16 protein-coding genes are annotated in these 19,650 nt (G+C 51.1%); 11 read left to right on the top strand and 5 right to left on the bottom strand.

The window, feature by feature from the left end; all coding sequences use genetic code 11:
• Positions 1-72: 72 nt before the first annotated feature.
• Positions 73-336 carry a His/Gly/Thr/Pro-type tRNA ligase C-terminal domain-containing protein gene (locus AC58QD_RS19435; RefSeq protein WP_497336286.1) on the bottom strand — a complete coding sequence of 88 codons (264 nt, stop codon included), beginning with the start codon at positions 334-336 and terminating at the stop codon, positions 73-75.
• A 459-nt stretch (positions 337-795) separates the two neighbouring features.
• On the bottom strand, positions 796-1,755 hold the full coding sequence (locus AC58QD_RS19430) for a TRM11 family SAM-dependent methyltransferase (RefSeq protein ID WP_497336314.1): 960 nt from the start codon (positions 1,753-1,755) through the stop codon (positions 796-798).
• A 175-nt stretch (positions 1,756-1,930) separates the two neighbouring features.
• On the opposite strand from AC58QD_RS19430, the gene AC58QD_RS19425 reads away from it, so the two are divergent.
• Positions 1,931-4,030 carry a sensor histidine kinase gene (locus AC58QD_RS19425; protein WP_497336284.1) on the top strand — a complete coding sequence of 700 codons (2,100 nt, stop codon included), beginning with the start codon at positions 1,931-1,933 and terminating at the stop codon, positions 4,028-4,030.
• Here AC58QD_RS19425 and AC58QD_RS19420 read toward each other — a convergent pair.
• Positions 3,981-4,640, bottom strand: a complete 660-nt coding sequence (locus AC58QD_RS19420; RefSeq protein ID WP_497336282.1) for a response regulator — start codon at positions 4,638-4,640, stop codon at positions 3,981-3,983. The two genes, AC58QD_RS19425 and AC58QD_RS19420, sit on opposite strands and share 50 nt — an antisense overlap.
• A gap of 215 nt (positions 4,641-4,855) precedes the next feature.
• Between AC58QD_RS19420 and AC58QD_RS19415 the strand changes: the two genes are divergently transcribed.
• On the top strand, positions 4,856-5,407 hold the full coding sequence (locus tag AC58QD_RS19415) for a class I SAM-dependent methyltransferase (protein ID WP_497336280.1): 552 nt from the start codon (positions 4,856-4,858) through the stop codon (positions 5,405-5,407).
• Between the two features lie 216 nt (positions 5,408-5,623).
• Here the strand turns inward: AC58QD_RS19415 and AC58QD_RS19410 are convergent, their stop codons facing one another.
• Complete coding sequence (locus tag AC58QD_RS19410) at positions 5,624-6,367, bottom strand: RNA-guided endonuclease InsQ/TnpB family protein (protein ID WP_497336278.1); 744 nt, start codon at positions 6,365-6,367, stop codon at positions 5,624-5,626.
• A 206-nt stretch (positions 6,368-6,573) separates the two neighbouring features.
• Here AC58QD_RS19410 and AC58QD_RS19405 point away from each other — a divergent pair, with 206 nt between their 5' ends.
• From AC58QD_RS19405 to AC58QD_RS19395, 3 genes are all read left to right on the top strand, one after another.
• Positions 6,574-7,377: a phytanoyl-CoA dioxygenase family protein gene (locus tag AC58QD_RS19405; RefSeq protein WP_497336276.1), complete on the top strand. Its 804-nt coding sequence runs from the start codon at positions 6,574-6,576 to the stop codon at positions 7,375-7,377.
• Positions 7,378-7,438: 61 nt separating this feature from the next.
• The gene (locus tag AC58QD_RS19400) at positions 7,439-8,467 is read left to right on the top strand and encodes a GntR family transcriptional regulator (protein WP_497336274.1); all 1,029 of its coding nucleotides are present in this window, start codon (positions 7,439-7,441) and stop codon (positions 8,465-8,467) included.
• A gap of 199 nt (positions 8,468-8,666) precedes the next feature.
• The gene (locus AC58QD_RS19395; protein ID WP_497336272.1) at positions 8,667-10,238 is read left to right on the top strand and encodes a histidine kinase N-terminal 7TM domain-containing diguanylate cyclase; all 1,572 of its coding nucleotides are present in this window, start codon (positions 8,667-8,669) and stop codon (positions 10,236-10,238) included.
• A 272-nt stretch (positions 10,239-10,510) separates the two neighbouring features.
• On the opposite strand, the gene AC58QD_RS19390 is transcribed toward AC58QD_RS19395, so the two are convergent.
• The gene (locus AC58QD_RS19390; protein WP_497336270.1) at positions 10,511-11,362 is read right to left on the bottom strand and encodes a helix-turn-helix domain-containing protein; all 852 of its coding nucleotides are present in this window, start codon (positions 11,360-11,362) and stop codon (positions 10,511-10,513) included.
• Between the two features lie 235 nt (positions 11,363-11,597).
• Here AC58QD_RS19390 and AC58QD_RS19385 point away from each other — a divergent pair, with 235 nt between their 5' ends.
• From AC58QD_RS19385 to AC58QD_RS19360, 6 genes are all read left to right on the top strand, one after another.
• On the top strand, positions 11,598-12,368 hold the full coding sequence (locus tag AC58QD_RS19385; RefSeq protein ID WP_497336268.1) for a phytanoyl-CoA dioxygenase family protein: 771 nt from the start codon (positions 11,598-11,600) through the stop codon (positions 12,366-12,368).
• Between the two features lie 189 nt (positions 12,369-12,557).
• Positions 12,558-14,117, top strand: a complete 1,560-nt coding sequence (locus AC58QD_RS19380; RefSeq protein ID WP_497336266.1) for a response regulator — start codon at positions 12,558-12,560, stop codon at positions 14,115-14,117.
• Positions 14,114-15,940 (top strand): cache domain-containing sensor histidine kinase, encoded by a 1,827-nt coding sequence (locus tag AC58QD_RS19375; RefSeq protein ID WP_497336264.1) that lies wholly within the window; start codon positions 14,114-14,116, stop codon positions 15,938-15,940. The genes AC58QD_RS19380 and AC58QD_RS19375 overlap by 4 nt, the downstream gene beginning before the upstream one ends.
• A 110-nt stretch (positions 15,941-16,050) precedes the next feature.
• On the top strand, positions 16,051-17,010 hold the full coding sequence (locus AC58QD_RS19370) for an ABC transporter permease (protein WP_497336262.1): 960 nt from the start codon (positions 16,051-16,053) through the stop codon (positions 17,008-17,010).
• Positions 17,011-17,083: 73 nt separating this feature from the next.
• Entirely contained in the window at positions 17,084-17,932 is an 849-nt protein-coding gene (locus tag AC58QD_RS19365; protein ID WP_497336260.1) for a carbohydrate ABC transporter permease, read from the top strand.
• A gap of 27 nt (positions 17,933-17,959) precedes the next feature.
• Positions 17,960-19,477, top strand: coding sequence for an extracellular solute-binding protein (locus AC58QD_RS19360; RefSeq protein ID WP_497336258.1), 1,518 nt, complete (start codon positions 17,960-17,962; stop codon positions 19,475-19,477).
• Positions 19,478-19,650: the final 173 nt, after the last annotated feature.

Genomic DNA, 19,650 nt, shown 5'->3' with positions numbered 1-19,650 from the left:
TATTCGGATCATTGCCATCTATCCGTTAGTAAGGACCATTAGTAGGGGCGGTCACTCTATGATCTGGCCGCCCTAACGATTTATGAGACTAATAGCCTCCTCTATGGTTACATCGTACTCCGTCGAGGCTGCCATATCCTTCAAGCGGACTTGGCCAAGTGCTGCTTCATTCTCTCCGATCAAGACAACGAACCGGATTCCTTTGGCGGCGAGGGAGGCTAGCAATTTCTTCAATTTACGGCCGCTGGTGTCTATGCTCGTCCGTATGCCGCTAGCTCGGAATGCAGCAGCAGTGTTCAGCGCTTCGGGCACCGTGCTGCCAATCGGGACAATCACAACCGGCGCAGTGGCGGCAGGGATGTCTACTTAGGTTTCGATTGCTCGAATCCGTTGTGTGACTCCACCTTCCATAAGCGAAAATCGCTGTTCTTTCCTGCTTCATTTCTGTTTTTCGTGGCCAGTAGAGATTACAGTGACGCGAAACTTACAGATAAGCCATGTTACTATTGTCTATTTGGGCCCTTTCGTCGCTCAGAGACGAATTAGCCAATCTAACTATCCCTTATTTCCGTATTGGGAACCGATTTCCCTCAATCCAGGTCAAATAACCAGTAGTAAAACTTGCTATCCCGGAAAAAGCCGGCTTTTTCGCTCAAATTACCTATACGATCACTGGCTAACAGCTCTCTACAAAGGAGAACCTAAGTAGTAACGCTTAAGCCAATAAAAGGCTACCTCAGGCATTATTAATGCCAATGGGGTAGCCTTTTATTTTAACTCCGTACAGTCGAATCGTTAGGTACACACAATAATTTGCCGATTAACGGAGCCTTTTCTCACCACGCAACGATCGACAATCGTAAAGCCTGCCGCAGCAATACTCTCATCCATGTCCTCGATGGTAATCACAACGACTCGATCGGCGATTCTCCGGGCATGCTTCAAGATAGAAAATTGCTCCTCCGGCGACGTAGTAGAGAATAGATTATAGGGCATGTCCACTATGGCTGCATCGTAGGTTGTAGATATATTCTCAATTGCACCTAGCGCTACGTCGGTTACATAGCCAAAGTGAGCAAGGTTAGCACGCGCTCCTTGAGCGATGAAAGGATTAATATCGCGGCCAACGATGTCAATTCCCATCGAAAGGGCTTCGACCAAGACGGTTCCGATTCCGCAGCAAGGGTCGATCGCCTTAATTCCCCGGGGGTCAGGGATCGCGATATTAACCGCAGCTCGCGCCACGCGAGTGCTAAGGGCAATGGAGTAGCTGCGGGGTTTCTTCACATGGTGCAGCCATACAGTCCGGTTCTTCACGTAGTTCCCGAAGTACCAGCGTCCTCCTAAAGTAATAATACCGTACACGAGGTCCGGATTACGTATATCTGCTTCTCCGTTAATATGCAGCCCCAGTTCACGCTCAATTGCGCGCCGTTCGTCATACGCTACCTTTTCAGAAGGGTCCAGATCATTCGTTTTGACAAAAATCACTTTGAACGTTGCGGAACCCTTCATGTGGATCTGTGACACTTGCTTCATCATGTCCGGCAGCTGCTCCGCTTCGTACATCACTTCAATACGCTCTTTTATAAACGGACTGCGGCTGGGATCAATAGAAGTTCTGCTCATCAGGAAAGGAGTGTCGAACTTCTGATTGCCAAACAAGGTGCGCAGCTCCAACTGACATAAGGAAGTCTCTTCTTCCCGGCAAGCATATGTATAAATGAACAATGGCGACTGGTTATGAATCATCATTCGTTTCTCATCCTTCAAGGGGTTATTATAGATCATCCTCTCACACCATAGCTGTAATAGACCGAAAAAGCAAAAAATCGAACGAATAAAGCGTTCACGAAGAATAGAGATTGTTATTAATTGGAGGAGGCACTATCATAAAAGAAAATGCAACAAGAGATAGGTGAGCCCTGCTATGAATAAAGGAATAATAGCCATTTGGATCTTGCTATGTTGCGTGATGGTATTTGTTAATACAAGCGTGATTGTAAATGGAGAAACGATGCCGGGAGCACCCGTAGTTAAAGGGGTCATTCATTTACAAGGGAACGATCGTTCACCGGGTGGGCAGAAGGTTTCATTAAGGGGCGATTGGGAATTTTACTGGAAACAACTGCTGACCCCTGAAGAGATTAGACAAACTAGCATTCAACCCGATTATATTCAAGTTCCTTCCCCGTGGGGAAGAGAAGTTAGCCATGGTGAACCGTTATCGAGTGAAGGATACGCCACCTATCGATTGCTTCTTAAAGTACATCCGGACGATATCGGGGACAGTAAAGTGTTGTTTCTGCGATACATAGGCAGCTCCTATCAAATCTGGATCGATGGGCACCATAAGGGCGGAATAGGGGTTGTAGGAAAGAATAAGGAGGAGGCGACCCCCAAGCTGTTGCAAAATCAAATATTTTTTGAGCCTTCACAAGAAACCGTTGAAATTGTAATCCAAGTGTCCAATTATTCTTTTCGTGAAAGTGGAATATTCGGTGATGTAACATACGGGGATTCCGAAGCGCTAATCCCTTCTGTAATAAAGGATCTCTCTAAGGATATCGTACTAATAAGCGGATTTCTGGTTATCGGGTTGTATCATCTGATTATCTATATCACAAAGAGGAAGGAATTGTCCAACCTGTTTATCGGATGTGCTGGGATTGCTTTTGCCGTGCGAATCTTGCTGCTCAGCGAATTCCTTGCTTTTTCACTATTCCCCGCAGTCAGTTGGGAGTTGATCGTGAGGATCGAATATCTGATGGAGGCGATCGGATTTGTTTTCTTGATCCTCTTAATGAAGCATATGTATCCCCGTGAAGTGCATAGATACGTGTTTCGCCTTGCCTGCGGCTTTGTTGTAGTGTTCATAGGTTATATTTTGTTAGCCCCTGTGCGGGTTTTTACAGAGACCTTGTTATTGAATGTAACCATAATGGCGTTCATCCTCTTATATTTTGTTTTCTATGTGGGTATTTTGGCGGCATTAAGGAAGAGAGAGGGTGCGCGTATTAATTTATTCGCCGTATTCGCCATCATTCTGGCTATGGGGAACGACACTTTATATTATGCGCAAATAGTAGACACGACTCCTTTCATGGATTACTGTGTCCTGTTGTTTATCCTGTTCCAAGCCGTTATTGTTTCCTACCGCTACGCGTTGGTTTTCCAGAAGAATCAAGGGCTGACCGCTGAATTGGTTCAAACGAATAATACGTTAGAAGAAAAAGTAAAGGATCGGACTAAGGAGCTTCATGAGAAAAATGAACAGTTAGCGCAATTGCAAAATATGAGAACCAGAAGGCTCGCTAACATCGCCCATGACCTGGGTTCCCCTATGATAGGCATTCAAACGTATCTGCAGCTTATGAAAGAAGGAATCATTCAGGCGGGAAATCAGGATTTCGTACAGCAATTATTCGGCAAATCCAATGATATGAAACGGTTGATCGATGATCTATTTGAATTAACCAAGTTGGAGTCCAAAGAATTATCCCTTCAGTATGAGGATGTGAGGGTTAACCGATTTGTCCAGGATGTGTATCATAAGTTCGAGCCCGATCTTAGTCATGTGAATATGCAATTACAATTAGGCCGAATCGAAACGAGCTGCATGGGGAAGGAAGCTTCCATCCGAATAGATCCATTCCGAATCATGCAGGTGCTGCAAAACTATATAGGGAATGCAGTGAAATTCAGCGAATCCTTAGGGACCCTCTTAACTATAAACTGTTATATTGTTGAGTGGCCGTATACGGATAACGAAAGATATGGAATGTGTTTCGAGGTAGTTGACCATGGAGTCGGAATAGCTGAAGAAGAATTACCTCAAGTATTCCAACGGTTTTATAAGAAAAAGGAAGGTAACGCAAGCGGGAGCGGCCTCGGATTAGCCATATCCAAAGAAATTATTGAACTGCACGGTGGAAATGTTGGTGTTACAAGCACGCTTGGCAAAGGAAGCACCTTTTATTTCATTTTACCTGTCGTTGTAGACATTGAATCGCTTCATGGCGATTCTTGACATTCAGCTTCTCGTAAATAATCGTCAAATAGTTCTTCATCGTCCCTTCACTCACAAACAATTTCTCTGCCATCTCCCTATTCGTTAGCCTGTCTAATAATAGGGGGATTATTTCTTGTTCCCTTGTGGTAAAGGTATTCGTTATAAACGACGTAAGGGAGTATTTCTTCTCAGATAGATTCCGCTCATAAATATACCGGACAAGCTTGGCTGCAACCTCTGCAGGCAGGAAGTATTGACCCTCCATAGCATCACGGATCGTTTGCAGCAGCTTCTGGAAATCGATTCCTTTTATTAAATATCCGTTTGCCCCGCCAGCAAGTCCGCCAATGATATATTCTTCCTCATTAAAAGTAGTCAAAATCAGAATAATGACATCCGAATTCAACTCTCTTATTCTTCTTATGCATTCGATCCCGTCCATGATGGGCATTTGGATATCTATTAAGATGAGATCGGGCTTGGATTGTTCTATTTTGGCGAGAGCTTCAAGACCATTAGCTGCGGTCCCGACTACTTTCATACCCTCATCGGAGTTAATTACTAATTCCAATCCGTTACGAAGTAAATCTTCGTCTTCGACAATAAATATTTTAAGAGCAGACATCATTTATCCTCTCTTGTACATGAGGTTATTCTAATAGGTTGTTCATGGGATCTATGGGATCTTTCCTATATTTTACCGTACTTTCTGCAAAGTATATACCCCAAACAAGAGCCGACTATTCATTTGTAGTCGGCTCTTATTGTTGTTTAGCTTGACATCCTACTTGCAAGCGGGTTGAATGAAACATGAATCTTCTCGAGGGGGGTTGGAGGCCAGGCATGATTTATTTACTCTATCAAATTCTGCTAGGTGTGCTGGCAGTATTCGTATTTATTGCAATGATATCCATCGTGTTCGTCAGCCTACGGAATGGGATCTCCCCGATGCCGGCCACATCTCCGGTACGACACGCGGCGGTGGCGGAGATTAATAGACTCGCTAGCAGAGGCACACTGGTGGAAGCCGGCTCGGGATGGGGCACACTTGCCCAGCAAGCGGCTAGAACCTGTCCTGGATGGCGAGTAGTCGGAATAGAGAATTCTATCTTTCCCTTGTGGATTTCAAGAATACTGGCTCGGCTAATACATAGGAACACAGCGGTTACATTCAAGTATGAAGATCTTTATACATATTCATACAAAGAAGCCCATGCGGTAATCTGTTACCTTTACCCTGGTGCGATGAAACGATTAAGCACGATTTTGCCTGATCGTCTGGCGCCCGGAGCGACAGTAATCAGCATTTGTTTTGCCATACCAGGTTGGGAGGCAGAACGAGTCATCACATGCAGGGATCTGTATCGCACCCCTATCTATGTCTATACCATTTAGCTTTAAACCAATGACAGAATATGACGAAAAGTAACTAATCAACATTCATGTTCAAAGCTATAATTTGACACTCCACACGGCTAAAGCCGTGGGATTCTTAGTCGTTAGCGTCCGCAGTCCATTTCTGTTTTGGACAACGCCCAAGTTCAATGTCAAAACTTCGTTTTGACACAGGGCTGTGCCATCAGCCCGTCCTAAGACAGTGCATCTAGCATCTTAGGCTGACAGACTGTTACCGTCTACCGCAGGTTGATGCATGATATTGATTGCTCCAACCCTGTCGCGGTGTGCGTGGAAGCCGCATGCTGGACATTGATACGTTCGGTCCTTTGCTTTGTTGCGTTTACCGCACGTCGGGCATGTTTGTGAAGTGTAGGCAGGATTCACTTCAACAACTTGGATACCCGCCAATTCAGCTTTGTACGCAATAAACATTTGCAATTGATAAAACGACCAGTTATGCAGGTTTTTAGCGTTTTTACGACTTGTTCTTGTCGTTTGGCGAATGTTTGTTAATTTCTCGATCTTGATGACCGCTACTTGTTCTTCAATCGCCATGTTCACGATCTGTCGGCTGATTTTGTGGTTTTGGTCTTTCATATAGCGCTGTTCCTTGTTTGCTTGCTTTCGGATGGCGGATAGCTTTTTAAGTTTGCCCATCTTCCTTCGACGCTGGTTGTACTTACGACGGACGTATTTGTTCTGTCTCCCGTTGCCAACAAACTTTGTTTTGCCTGTTGATGTGACAACAACGGCTGGTACTTTCAAGCCAAGATCAACACCCATCGTCTCATCGCCAACCGTTTGTTCAGTGGGTACTTCAATTGCAATTTGAACATACCATCTGCCCGACCTTTCAACCAATTTGAGAAGTCCCCGTTTTCCGCTAGACAGCCTATTTTTCTCTCGTTCTGTTATACGAGATGAGATGGAGAGCCGCTGCATTTTCCCATCCATCATGCCCGGTGGACAGTCCTTGTCCTAAGCTGATTCATCCCACGCCTGAAGGAATGGGCTTTTTCGGCTGATATCTGTAATTGGAGCCATCCCGAGGTGCAAATATAAAATGCGGCCTTGGGATTATTTGTGTACCTTATTAATTTGTATTGTTGTATAATACAAATTAATAAGGGATTCATTGTACTACAATCGGGAGGCGGGATGAAATGGCAAATGTTCAGTTATCAGAGGAGCAGAAAGCAATCTATCGGACAGAGGGGTACTTGATTGGGCTTCCCCCTGTATTCAGCCCTGCAGAGATGGTGCAGCTGAACAGCGAATTGAAAGAGCTGCAGCGGCTGCTTGAGCCGGGTGAGAAGATGATGACCATTCGGGAATGGCATATGTCGAGTCGATGGCTGTACGATGTATGTACGCATCCTCAGCTCCTGAGCTATGTGGAGGGCATTTTGGGGCCTGATTTCTATATGTGGGGCTCCCAATTTTTCACGAAGGCGCCTAATACGAAGGATACGGTAGCCTGGCATCAGGATGCTTACTATTGGCCGCTCCACCCGCATAACTCGGTCACGGTTTGGTTGGCTTTCTCTGATGTGACGGAGGCGAACGGGGCGATGAAGGTTATTCCGCAGAGTCATAAGGCAGGATTGATCAAACACAAGAGCGTATTGGGAGATTCTGTGTTAACATTGGAGTTGGAGCAAGGTACATTTAATGAAGCGACGGCCAAGTCTTTGCTGCTTGACGCAGGGCAAGTGTCGCTGCATGACGATGCTATCGTTCACGGCTCGCCCGCGAACTTGTCCGATCAATGGAGAATCGGCTTAACGATCCGATACTCGGGTACAAATGTGAAATGTGATCTCGGAAGAGCACCCCAGTTCAAGGCGTATCTGGTGCATGGGGTTGACGAGTTTAAGCATAACCCTGCAGGAGTCATTCCCACAGAGCGCTTCGCCCGACTACCTAAGGAATATCATATTTCCAGCACGGATGAAGTTTCAAGCTGAGCCTTGTACCAGCTCATTCAGTTGCTCCAATTGCAAAAGGAAGAGGGCTGGCATAACCGAAATGTCCTTATATATTGACTTAAAGGATCAGATTATCAAACATATCCTGGAAGGCTCCTATGTAAGCGGAGCAGCGATTCCAACCGAGCATGAGCTATGCGAGAAATACAGAATCAGCCGCGTGACGGTGCGCAAGGCACTGGATACGCTTAAGAAAGAAGGCGTGCTTACAAGTGTTCAAGGACAAGGAACCATTATTGCTCATCGAAAGGGTGGATTTCCGAGCTCCTTGGATCTGATTGCTCTTGTAGCACCTGTACACAATCCATTCTTTTCCTCCTACATGGAGCATTTTGAGAGAGCTGCAGAAGAGAATGGGTCGCTTGTTCTGTTCAAACAGGACTTTCAGGGCAAGGCATTTCAATCGGATGAGCTGTTCCACCGGTTCATCAAAAAGAATATACGCAACGTGGTGTTATGGCCGCAAACCGAACAAATAGATTATGAGCTGTTAAGGCAATTACGACTTGCTGGAATGAATCTGGTATTCTTCGATCAGAAGTTCGAGACTGAAGTTGCTGATGTGGTGTGTGTCGATAATGATCATGCGGTAACATCGCTATACAGGGAGATGCGAAGCCTGATTAGCGGTCCTATCATCTTTATCGGCTATCATGGGATGGCGCTGCCAAGTGAAGTTACGCGGGAGCAAACATTTCAAGCCTTGACCGGCGGGACGGGTGAGATCCACACGATTCCCTGGGGGGGTAATGTGGAAGCCGAGACAGCTCAATTGCTGGGCCGCTTGGAGCGGGAGGAGAGGATGCCCGCAGGCATACTGTGCTGTAATGGTCCCATCGGCTTAGCCGCGGCCCAATACATGCGTGATCGAGCAAGGGCGGACATCCTGATATCCGCAATTGACTACATGCCTGAGATGTCGGGTTATCCGATTATCACCTATAAGCAACCGATGAAACAATTGGCAGAGAAGAGCTATGAAAGGCTTTTGCTGCAAAATGAACAAGGGGAGCTTTGGCAGTCAAGCACGATTCAGCTTCAAGGTGAAGTTGTTCGGCTGAATCTATAAACTTAAAAACAGCAATCGTAACCCATCCTCATGCCCTCTCGTACGCTTAACTGAACTCGATTGACAAGGGCGCTAGAGTAATCTCCTCTAGCGTTTTTTTGATCTCTATGTTTACGAGCACATCTTTATCTAGTGACGGACATCAAGTCTCTAGCTATAATATTAGTAGAAACTTACTAACCTTTAGGGGCAACTATTCATGCAATGGATGCAAGGGTATCCGTTTTATTTGTTAATTGGAGCGGCTTTCGGTATTTACCTGACCTATCTGTCCTACCCTTATCGCAACACACCTGGCAGAAGATATTTCTGGATTGTGATGCTGCTGGGATCCGTGACCGTCATCACTACGGTGCTCGAATTGATGACCTCTTCTTTTATGATCAAATTGTGGTGGAGGAATGTGCAACAGATTCCGTTGTTCCTAACCGGCTTGTTTATATATGCGCTTGCCAAAGATTACGTGGGCCGAACACCGAATGGATTGCCCAGAAGGCAGTTATTCCTGCTATTAATTCCAATTGTGGGGTATATTCTGCTTATTTTTACCGATCAGTACCATCACCTTATGCGCAGCAGTGTCGGTCTGGAAACGATGGGGACATTAAGCGGAATCACCGTTAAGCCGACCTTGCTCAGTATGACTCTAATCGTCTGCAACCAAGTGCTCTGTTTGTTCGCTGTTTTCATTCTAATTGTTCATTTGCGTAACACGCCAAAGTATTACTATAAACAGCACATCCTGTTGATCATCGGTCTGGTGGTCCCGATCACATTCAGCCTCCTGCTCCCCGTACTGAATATCAAGATACTAGGAATCAGCGCTTTAACTTTCTTTCCAACAGGCGGTATTATTTATTTCGCTATATTGCGGTTCGGAATGCTCTCCATATGGCCGATTGCCAAGGATAAAATATACATCAACATGAAGGACGGCATTGTGCTTACGGATCGGTATGATACTATCGCGGACCTCAATCCTTCGGCAGAACGAATGCTGAAGACCCTCAGCGGAATAAGCGAGGCGGGTCGGATTGGACAACCTATCACTCACAGCTTATTTAATCATCCGAAGCTTCTGTCGTCGTACATCAACAAGCAAGAAACAACAGTGGAGCTCACCGTGGCTGTGGACGGAGAGGGGGACCTCTGTTATGAAATTACTCTTGTTCCGATCGGGACTCCAGACTCCCTTAATACCGGGATGCTACTTATTTTTTCGGACCATAGTGATAAGAAGCGTTATGAACGGGAATTGATTGTTCAAGCGACTATCGATGAATTGACGGGTTTGTTCAATCGCAGACATTTCCTGCAGTTGGTCTGTAACCGGTTAACACGAGCAGAAGATCGAATCTCGTTGTTATTGATCGATATTGATAATTTCAAATCGATTAACGATAGGTACGGCCATCTGGCAGGTGACCAAGCACTCATTGCTTTTTCTGATCAACTACGTAATCTTTTCAAGGCTAATGGCATCGTGGGGAGAGTGGGGGGAGAAGAATTCGCGGTATGTCTCAGCGGGTTGAGTGAGGAAGAGAGTATGCAAGAAGCGGAGAAATTCCGTCATCTGATGGAAGCGAGCCCGATTGAACTTCGTGGGGATCTGATAATCTCCATGACGGCAAGCATTGGCGTTGTCTATACGAATAAGAGCGGCGTTACGTTCGAGGAGTTGTATCAACAGGCTGATTCCGCTCTATATTTATCCAAGGAAACAGGAAAGAACAAGGTAACATTAGGTGGCCTGGCTCAGAAATATCAGTGAGAAGCGTGTTGGTAAGGGAAAATAAAGTGATTGAATGTCTCTGCGGAGAGTGCCTTTTGGAAATTTATCCTCGGACGACCGGAAACAGTCCCCTTACAAAAATTGGTGGTCTCCCTATAAATCAGGGATGCCTTTATTTATTATCATAGGAAATTAGCGGGTTTGTTGTCCTCGGTCTCGATCCGATGGCCGGTAGGACAAATCGAATATGCCTTCATGTCCACGCTTACTATGCGGACATGAAGGCTTTTTTGAAGGCAGGCGACCGGGCGTTAGATACGATGCGTCTTGCGGTACGCGGACGGACTGAGACGCATGGCGCGCGTAAACACGCGGCTGAGGTAAAAGCCGTTCGGGTAGCCGCACTGGTCGGCGATCGAATCGAGCGTCGCATCGGTTTCGACCAAAAGGCGTCGAGCTCGCGCCAGGCGCACTTCGGTGGCATAGGCGACAGGAGCCGTGCCGTAGGCGGCCTGGAAGCGCCGCGTCAGATGCGGGCCGGTAATGCCGAGCTTGTCCGCCAGCGCGCCGAGCGTGAAGCCTGCGCTGCAGGCGTGCTGCTCAATATAGGCGGCCGCATGGTGCATCAGCGGTTCGGCGGCGCGCCGTTCCCTCAGGCGGTCCGCGGTGCTGCGCTCGCGCGCGATGACGAACAGTAGATCGGCGACCAGATGCGCGACGGCCGCGTCCGGATTGGCACCGCCATTCCGGTCATGAAGCTCGTTCATATAGCCGAACGACGAACTGAGCCGCTGCACGTCGCGGATGCGCACTTTGCCGCCGCGAAGGGGAATGCCGCCGAATCGATCGTTATCTTCGGCGGCGTATTCGACGAAAACGAACGACATCGGCTCCGGCGCCCGCCGCCACAGCGTCGTTCCCGGCGGACACAGCAGCAGCTCGCCGAAACCGGCTACGCCTTCGCGTTCCCAGTGATCGATTTCGGTTGCGTCTCCATTCGCTTTCGCCTCGTTTGCCTTCTCTTCCTCACCCTTCTGATCGTCTCCTACTCCCCCCTTCTTCGCAACGGCCGCTTCTCCACGTTCGTTCCTCGCATCCTCATCGCTTTTTTCTCCTGCCTCCATCATCGCAAACATGAACGACCCTGTCTGCGCCGCCAACATGACCCACCCCTCGTACACATCCTCCTCCAGCGAAAATTTCTCGCGCGGCCCGCTGCACGTATATCGTTTGACCCTCGCTCCATGCATCCGATCGTCTCACTCCTCACTCATTTGACAGCTGCAAAAAAGGATATGAAATATTATAAAACACGGCATGGCGTTTGGGAAGGGGCTGCACTAGAATGAAGGTATCAGCCGAATAACCTGGCAAAAACATAACGGAGGCGCAACATTTATGAAACAGGCGTTGAATATTCTCACGAACGAGCAAATCGATTCTTATTACAAAAACGGATATTTGATTCTGCGCAATGTGTTCAGCGAGGCGGAAGCGAAGGTGATGCAGCTGGAATGCGACCGGCTGCTGACGCCGAGTCCGTACAACGATCCTTTTAACGCCCGTGTCGCTTACCGTACGTACCCGAACGATGTGGTGAAGATCGAGAAGCTCGATCCGGTGCATGACATATCGCCGGTGTTCAAGTCGATGGTGCAGGACGAACGCATCTTGGCTCCGCTTCGCGACATTTATATGGACGAACCGTTGCTGTTCAAAGACAAGCTGATCTTCAAGCTACCGGGCACGAACGGCTATACGATGCACCAGGACGCGGCCTATTGGCAAGTGTTCCCGATGGAAGGCCTAATCTCGGTGATGGTGGCGATCGATGGCGCGACCAAGGAAAACGGCGGGCTCGAGCTGTTCCCCGGTTACCACGACCGCTTCCGCTCCGAGCCGGGCTCGCTGCGCAACATGAACGCCGAAGAAATCGCCGAGATCGACCCGGGCACCGGCGAGCTCGTCGAAACGAATCCCGGCGACATCATCCTGTTTCACTCGTTTACGCCGCATCAGAGCGGCGCGAACACTTCGAACGTCAGCCGCAAGCAGATGTACTTGACCTACTCGCCCGCGAAGAACGGACAGCTGTACAAGGCACACTACCAGCATTACAAGCGGTATGCGCTAAAAGGACGGGACTTGTCGAAGTATTATTTCACGTAATGCCTATAAACCTCCCCGACCTTTCGCCGGGGAGGCAATTGTGCTTTGCACGGGTTAAGCGCGGTTGACGGATGCTGAGAAAGGTTTTATCATTCACTTTATCACTGAGATAAATGATTTGGCTCGATAAAATGAAAGCGGTTAACTAATTGTCGATAAGGTAGCAACCAACAAGGGGAGGGACGCACGATGTACTCGCTGATGATTGTCGAGGACGAAGAGCTGATCCGTGAAGGCATGAAAGGCTGTCTCGATTGGCCGGCATACGGCATCGAGCTGATCGGCGACGCCGTCGACGGGAAGATGGGGCTCGACATGGCGGTGGCGCTGCGGCCCGACATCATACTGACCGACGTCGTCATGGCCGAGATGGACGGCATCGAATTCGTCCGCCGGCTGCGCACCGACATTCCTGATAAAACTATCCGTGTTGTTATGATCAGCGGCCATGAAGACGTGGAGTACATCAAGTCGGCGCTCAAGTTGCAGGTAGTCGACTATTTGCTGAAGCCGTTCCACACCGAGGAGCTCGAGGACGTGCTGCGAAAGGTGCTGCGCGACTGCGGCGAGGAACGGGCGCGCAACGAGCGGCTGAACAGCCTGGAGCGGCACGTCGGCGTGTCGCGCTCGCTCGTGCGCGAGCGGTTCCTGCAGGAGCTGATGTACCGCGAGCTAGACGAGATGGCGCTGGCGGCTTACCGCGAAGTGCTCGGCGATGACGATGCGGTGCTTGACGCGCTGACGGAAAAGGGAGCCACGTCCGCTTACCGCGCCGCGTACATCGAAACCGAAGGCGTCCGCCCGGCACCGGCACCGGAGCCCGCGCAAGGCATCGAACCGCCGCTGCTGCTTTTCGACGCCGGCGGAGGCGCCTGCGGCGCCATCGTCGCTGCTGAACCGCGCGAAGCGGCGGACGCCATCGGCCGGCTGCTGCCCGGGCATGCCGCGCGCATCGGCATCGGTGCTCCCGTGGCGCGGCTCGCCGATATCCGCCACTCGTTCCGCCAGGCGCGGATCGCGCTGCTTGGCGCGCAGGCTGCCGGCGACGGCGCTGCAGTCGCCGTCTACGAAGCGGCCCGCGCCGAGCACGAGGAGCCGCTGCTAGCGGACATCGCGCAGCGCGAGGCGGCGATCCTGGCGGCGCTGGAGCGCGGCGACCGAGCCGAGGTGCAGCATGCGCTGCTCGGCTTCACCGGCGCGGTCCGCCGCACGGGGCCGCATGCGCTGCCGTATCTGCAGGCGTTCAGCAGCATGCTGCTCCTGCAGATCGCCCGCCGCTTCGGCGCGCTGCTCGAAGCCGCGGGCGCGGCCGCCGGGGAGCAGGCGCTCGCCGGCATACGCACCGCCTGCGGCGAACACGAGCTGGAGCGGCTGCTGGCCGAAGTGCTCGACGGGCTGGCTGCCGCCATCCACAGCAAGCCCGACCGGCGCAAAGTCGTGCTCGCGGCCACGGAATACATGCAGCGCTCGTTCCGCGAGGAGCTGTCGTTGGCGCAATTGGCGGCGCACGTGCATTTGTCGCCGAATTATTTGGCGGGCCTGTACAAGAAAGAAACCGGCGTGACGGTGATCGACGCCTTGACGCAGCTGCGGCTCGAAGAGGCGAAGCTGCTGCTGCGCGAGGAGCCGGGCCTCTTGATCGCCGAATTGGCGGAGCGGGTCGGGTATAAGGACGGCAAGTATTTCACGAAGCTGTTCAAACGGGAAGTCGGCATGAACCCGAGCGAATACCGGGAGAAGGCAAGATGATGGGGCTGTTCCGGCTGCTCGTCCGCTTCGACGCCCGGCTTAAGCTGCGAAGCAAAATGCTGATCGCCTTCATCGCCATTTTGCTCATTCCGTCGGTGATCATCGGCTTTTTCTCTTATCGCAAATCGTCGTTCATCATCGAGGAGCAGACGAGCCGCGCATATTTGGAAGCGCTGCGCCAGACGGCGATCAACATTTCGTACCGGCTGACCGAGGTCGAGAACATTTCCGACATCACTTACACGAACGTGCAACTGCAGAACATTCTGCGCCGGGCCAGCCGGCAGGAGCTGACAATCGGCGACGTGATCGGCGATTACAAGGCGATTGTCGAAATCATCCATAATCTGGAGAAGAGCCGCAACATATTCCGCATTCGGCTGCTCGTGCCGAACAACCCGCTTTATACGACGGAGAATTTCAACATTTTCCCGATCAGCGCGGAAGAATCGGCCAAGCTCAACAAGGAGCTGATGGCGAAACCGAGTGCGATGGAATGGCGTTATCTCGGCGTGACCAATTATCTCGGCAATGTGCAGAAATCGATCGTCTCGCTGTACCGTCTCATGAAGGATTTTGAAGCCGTCAGTCAGACGCTGGGCGTCATTGCGATCGACGTGGACGAAGAGACGCTGGTGGGTGTCCTCAAGGACATGAATCTTGCGCTGCCTTATCGCGCGATGCTGTACAAAGGCAACTCGCTTGTCTCGTCCTATACACAGATGCCGGAGCAGTTGGAGACGGACGAGGACGAGGTGCGCCGGATGCTGCAGGAAATTCCCGCTGACGAGCAAGGATATCGCACCATTCGGCCCGGTAGAAGCAGCTACCTGCTGCTCACCCAACCGGTCGGCAACGCCGACTGGCGGCTTGCAGTGCTCGTTCCGGCGGTGAACATCACGAGCCAGAGCAAGTCGATCGGATTGTACATTTTGCTTCTGTCCGTATCGGTCGTCGTGCTCGTGTTGGCGCTGTCTGTGCTGTTGTCGCGCACGTTTACGAAGCGGATTCACATCCTCGGCGACAAGATGAAGGGCATTGAGCAAGGGAATTTCGGCGAAGTGGTGGCGATTACCGGCAACGACGAAATTTCACTGCTTCAGCGGCGGTTCAATAATATGTCCGTGCAAATCAAAAATCTGATCGACGAAGTCTATACGATTACAATCAACAAGCAGCGGGAGGAAATGAAGGTGCTGGAAGGGCGGATCAACTCGCACTTCCTGTATAACACGCTTGATACCGTCAAATGGATGGCGCTCGCGTCGAAAGCGCCTGACATCGCGCACGTGGTGACGAATTTATCGAAGTTTTTCCGCATCAGCCTGAACCGCGGCCAGGAAACGATCGCCGTGGAGAAAGAGCTGGAGCACGTTCGCGCCTACATGGAAATTCAAAATATCCGTTTCAGCGGCGCGCTCCGCTTCGAGACACGCGTCGACTCCGAGCTGAACCGGGTCGGAATCCCGAAGCTGATCCTCCAACCGATCGTCGAGAATGCCATTGTGCACGGGATCAACAAGCGCCCTAGCAAAGCGGGTACGATCACGCTGCGCGGGCGGCTGCGGGGAGAGGCGGTCGAATTTTTCATATTCGACGACGGTGCAGGCATGAGCCGCGAGATTGCCGCCACGCTGCTGCTGGCCGAAAGCCCCGGCTATGGACTGCGCAATGTGCAAGAGCGGCTGAAGCTGGCCTACGGACCGGGGTTCGACGTGAAAATCCGCAGCAAGCCCGGAAGTGGGACGGCAATCCGGCTGCGGCTGCAGGCGGGCTCACTGGAAGCGTTATCAAATAGCGTAAGATCCGACACCTTATCGTAGGAATGCCCCGTTTTCGGGGTCTTTTTATTTCTCTATAATCAAAAGAGTAAAGTGAAAGCGATTGCAAGCCGACCATTTTCAGATGCAACGCGGAAAGGATGTGTCTACACATGGCAAATGTGGAGGAGGGAACGATCGTTGCGCCTAAGGCGCCGCCTGTCCGACGAAGCGCTTGGCGGACCCTATTGCGGAACGACTACGATCTATATTTGCTGCTTATTCCCGGACTTGTGGTGATACTCGTGTTTCGGTACGTCCCGATGCTGGGAACGATCATTGCCTTTAAGGATTACAACCTGTTCGACGGCATATGGGGGAGCCCGTGGGTGGGGCTGAAGCATTTTAAAGAGCTGATGGATCAACCTAAGTTCTGGGAAGTGCTGCGCAACACGCTGCTGATCAACTTGTATAAGCTGGTCTTCCAGTTTCCGCTGCCGATCATACTTGCGCTTATGATCAACGAGGTGCGCAATTTGGCATTCAAGCGGGTAACGCAGAGCGTCTCGTACCTGCCTCACTTCTTGTCGTGGGTCATTATCAGCGCGCTCTTCATCAACCTGCTATCGCCGCAAACGGGCGTACTGAAAGGGTTGTTCTCCTTTCTTGGCATGCAAGACATCATGATGATCGCCGATGAACGGTTTTTCCGCAGCGTTCTGGTCTTATCGGCGGCTTGGAAGGAAACCGGCTGGTCCTCGATCATCTACTTATCCGCCATCCTGTCCATCGATACCGGGCAATACGAGGCGGCACGCATTGATGGCGCGGGCAAAATGCGGCAAATCTGGCACATCACGCTGCCCGGCATCCGCAACGTCATCATTTTCATTATTCTGCTGCGAATCGGCAGCGCGCTTGGCAACGATCTGGAGCAGGTGCTCATGTTCTACAGCCCGTTCGTTTACAGCGTAGGCGATGTAATCGGGACTTACGTGTATCGCATCGGATTGACCGAAATGAAATACAGCTTCACGACCGCCATCGGCTTGTTTCAATCGGTTATTGGCATGACGCTTATCGCGACGGCCAACTATTTCAGCAAAAAATTCGGCGAACGCAGCCTTTGGTAACCGGGCTAGCGAATAAGCGGAATGCGAAAGAGAAAGCGAGGAATGTGTCATGAAGCTTCGGACGAGGGGCGAAATGATATTCGAATGGGTCAATTACGTGCTGCTCTCCCTTGTCATTCTGGCCTGCCTGATCCCGGTGCTGAACATCGCCGCCAAATCGCTCAGCGATGAGGCGAGCGTCATGGCCGGCGAAGTGACGATATGGCCGGTGCATTTTACGACGGCGGCCTACGATATCGTCCTGGGCAGCCAGAAATTTATAACGTCGTTTCGCAATTCCGTGTTTATTACGATTGTCGGTACGTTGATCAACGTGACGCTTACCGTGTGCACCGGGTATGCGCTGTCCCGCAGCCGCCTGAAAGGGCAGAAGATGATCATGATGCTGTACGTGTTCACGATGCTGTTCAGCGCCGGAATTATCCCGACCTATCTCGTCGTCAAGGGCGTTGGTCTCGTCAACTCGTTATGGGCGCTCATCATTCCGGGACTTGTCAGTCCGTTCAATATGATCATCGTCCGACTCTATTTCATGAACTTGCCGGACAGCCTCGAGGAATCGGGCAAAATCGACGGCGCCAGCAACATCCGCATCCTGGTTTCGATCATGGTGCCGCTGGCTATGCCGGTTATCGCGACAATCGCGCTGTTCTGCGCGGTAGAGTATTGGAACAGTTACTTCGATGCCCTGATGTATATCAACAATGCGAAGCTGCTGCCGCTTCAGGTGTTCCTGCGGGAAATGATTTTGAATGCTTCTGATGCGAGCAACAACGTCAATATGCTGGAGCAGGTGAACGTGTCAACGGAGTCGATCCGCGGCGCGACAGTAGTGGCGGCTACTCTGCCGATCGTGCTGGTCTATCCGTTCCTGCAGCGCTTTTTCGTCAAAGGAGTCGTGCTTGGCGCCGTAAAAGGCTGATAAATAGATAAAGGGAGGATTTAAAACATGACACAGGGGTATAAGAAAAAACTCGGGCTGACGATGGCGGCCATGCTGCTCGCCGGCACCGCGCTCGCTGGCTGCGGCAGCAAATCAGACGATACGAAGTCGTCTGCATCAAGCTCGCCAGCGGCATCTGCGTCCGCTGCGCCGAAAGAGAAAGTGACGCTGAAGGTGCTCGTCCCGAGCAATGTGGAAGAATTCCCGTCTGGGTCCGATGTGAACAACAATGAAATCGCCAACATGATCCGCGAGAAGACCGGCTTCAACGTGCAATGGGAACTGCTGCCGAAGGATGCCGAAGCGGCGCGGCAGAAGATGAATTTGACCATGGCATCTGGAGATACGCCCGATCTGCTGATCATGAACGACAAGGCGCTGTTCGGCAGCTTCGTGCAGCAAGGCTTGCTTGCGCCGCTCGATGCGCTGGTCAACGAAGTCGGTCCCGACATCAAGAAAATTTTCTCCCCGGAGCAGATGAAATCGGCGATGTCCGGCGGCAAGCTGTATGCGATCCGGGCGGCATACTTCGGTACGCCGAACTCCGCTCTGCTGACGCGCAAGGATGTGTTGAAGGAGCTTGGCATCGCCGAGCCGAAGACGCAGGATGAATTGTACGCCGCGCTCAAGACAGTCAAAGTGAAGAAGCCGGACATGATCCCGTTCACGGCGAATCTGTCGCAGGGGCTTAGTGCGCTCGACGGCATCCTGGCCATGTTCGTGCCGCCGGTCGATTATACATTCAAAGACGGCAAAGTAATCTACAATCCGGCTTCGCCTGCTTCCAAGGATTTCCTTGTTTTTGCCAACAAGCTGTATAGCGAAGGCTTGCTCGACAAAGAATCGGTCGTCAACAAATTGGAGAACGTCAAAGAAAAATTCGTTAGCGGCAAAGCGTTCATGACGACGATGGGCTGGGCCGACGCCAAGACGACCGACGACGCGCTTAAAGCGAAAATCGCCACCTCCGATCTTGGCTACATCGATGCCGTCACCGGCACGAACGGCTCGTATGGCATGGCGAAGCTCAGCTCCGTGACCCGCTACATGGTTGTGCCGAAGGCAAGCAAGAAAGCGAAGGAGGTCGTACAATTCCTGAACAAAGTGTCGACGAACGAGCTGATCGACTATATCTCCTTCGGCGAGCTTGGGAAGCACTACAACAAGCAGGACGGCAAATACAGCTCCACGCCGGAAGCCGAAAAAATTCGTTTCCGCGTCTACTACAACATGTTCGACACGATCGGGCTCGGGCTGCAGCGCATGGAGCAAAAAGGGTTCGGGCCGTACTTCAACCCGCTGCTCAAATCGTCCAAGTACGAGAATGTCGTCGACCTGCTGCCGCCGGTCGAAGCGGCCGACAAGAAGAGCAAAGAAATTCTCGACCTGAAGAACGAGTATTTCCTGAAAATCATTACCGGCGCGTTGCCAGTCTCGGCATTCGACGAATTCGTGAGCAAATGGCAAAAAGTCGGCGGCGAAGATGTCGCTAAGGCGTTGACCGACGCGTATAACGCGAAATAATCCCGTGAAGCAGGCCGAACAAGCAGGGAAGCAAGCGGATCCCTATTAATGCAAGTACAGGAAGAGGCGCTGGAGACAGATCCACATCGGGATTTGTTCTAGCGCCTCTTTGTGCTTGAACGGCAATAATCAGGCCGTCTTGCATCTGGAAAAGCACTTCAGGATTGCAGCCG

This window comes from Paenibacillus sp. J2R1T-4, assembly GCF_059692235.1.
This window is presented reverse-complemented; position numbering and strand designations above follow the sequence as displayed.

Bases quoted from the DNA above. Each gene is read 5' to 3' on its own strand.
- AC58QD_RS19400 (WP_497336274.1), top strand. From the start codon at position 7,439: ATGTCCTTATATATTGACTTAAAGGATCAGATTATCAAACATATCCTG.
- AC58QD_RS19430 (WP_497336314.1), bottom strand. From the start codon at position 1,755: ATGATGATTCATAACCAGTCGCCATTGTTCATTTATACATATGCTTGC.
- AC58QD_RS19380 (WP_497336266.1), top strand. From the start codon at position 12,558: ATGTACTCGCTGATGATTGTCGAGGACGAAGAGCTGATCCGTGAAGGC.
- AC58QD_RS19370 (WP_497336262.1), top strand. From the start codon at position 16,051: ATGGCAAATGTGGAGGAGGGAACGATCGTTGCGCCTAAGGCGCCGCCT.
- AC58QD_RS19365 (WP_497336260.1), top strand. From the start codon at position 17,084: ATGATATTCGAATGGGTCAATTACGTGCTGCTCTCCCTTGTCATTCTG.
- AC58QD_RS19385 (WP_497336268.1), top strand. From the start codon at position 11,598: ATGAAACAGGCGTTGAATATTCTCACGAACGAGCAAATCGATTCTTAT.
- AC58QD_RS19375 (WP_497336264.1), top strand. From the start codon at position 14,114: ATGATGGGGCTGTTCCGGCTGCTCGTCCGCTTCGACGCCCGGCTTAAG.
- AC58QD_RS19415 (WP_497336280.1), top strand. From the start codon at position 4,856: ATGATTTATTTACTCTATCAAATTCTGCTAGGTGTGCTGGCAGTATTC.
- AC58QD_RS19395 (WP_497336272.1), top strand. From the start codon at position 8,667: ATGCAATGGATGCAAGGGTATCCGTTTTATTTGTTAATTGGAGCGGCT.
- AC58QD_RS19405 (WP_497336276.1), top strand. From the start codon at position 6,574: ATGGCAAATGTTCAGTTATCAGAGGAGCAGAAAGCAATCTATCGGACA.
- AC58QD_RS19390 (WP_497336270.1), bottom strand. From the start codon at position 11,362: ATGTTGGCGGCGCAGACAGGGTCGTTCATGTTTGCGATGATGGAGGCA.
- AC58QD_RS19410 (WP_497336278.1), bottom strand. From the start codon at position 6,367: ATGATGGATGGGAAAATGCAGCGGCTCTCCATCTCATCTCGTATAACA.
- AC58QD_RS19360 (WP_497336258.1), top strand. From the start codon at position 17,960: ATGACACAGGGGTATAAGAAAAAACTCGGGCTGACGATGGCGGCCATG.
- AC58QD_RS19420 (WP_497336282.1), bottom strand. From the start codon at position 4,640: ATGATGTCTGCTCTTAAAATATTTATTGTCGAAGACGAAGATTTACTT.
- AC58QD_RS19425 (WP_497336284.1), top strand. From the start codon at position 1,931: ATGAATAAAGGAATAATAGCCATTTGGATCTTGCTATGTTGCGTGATG.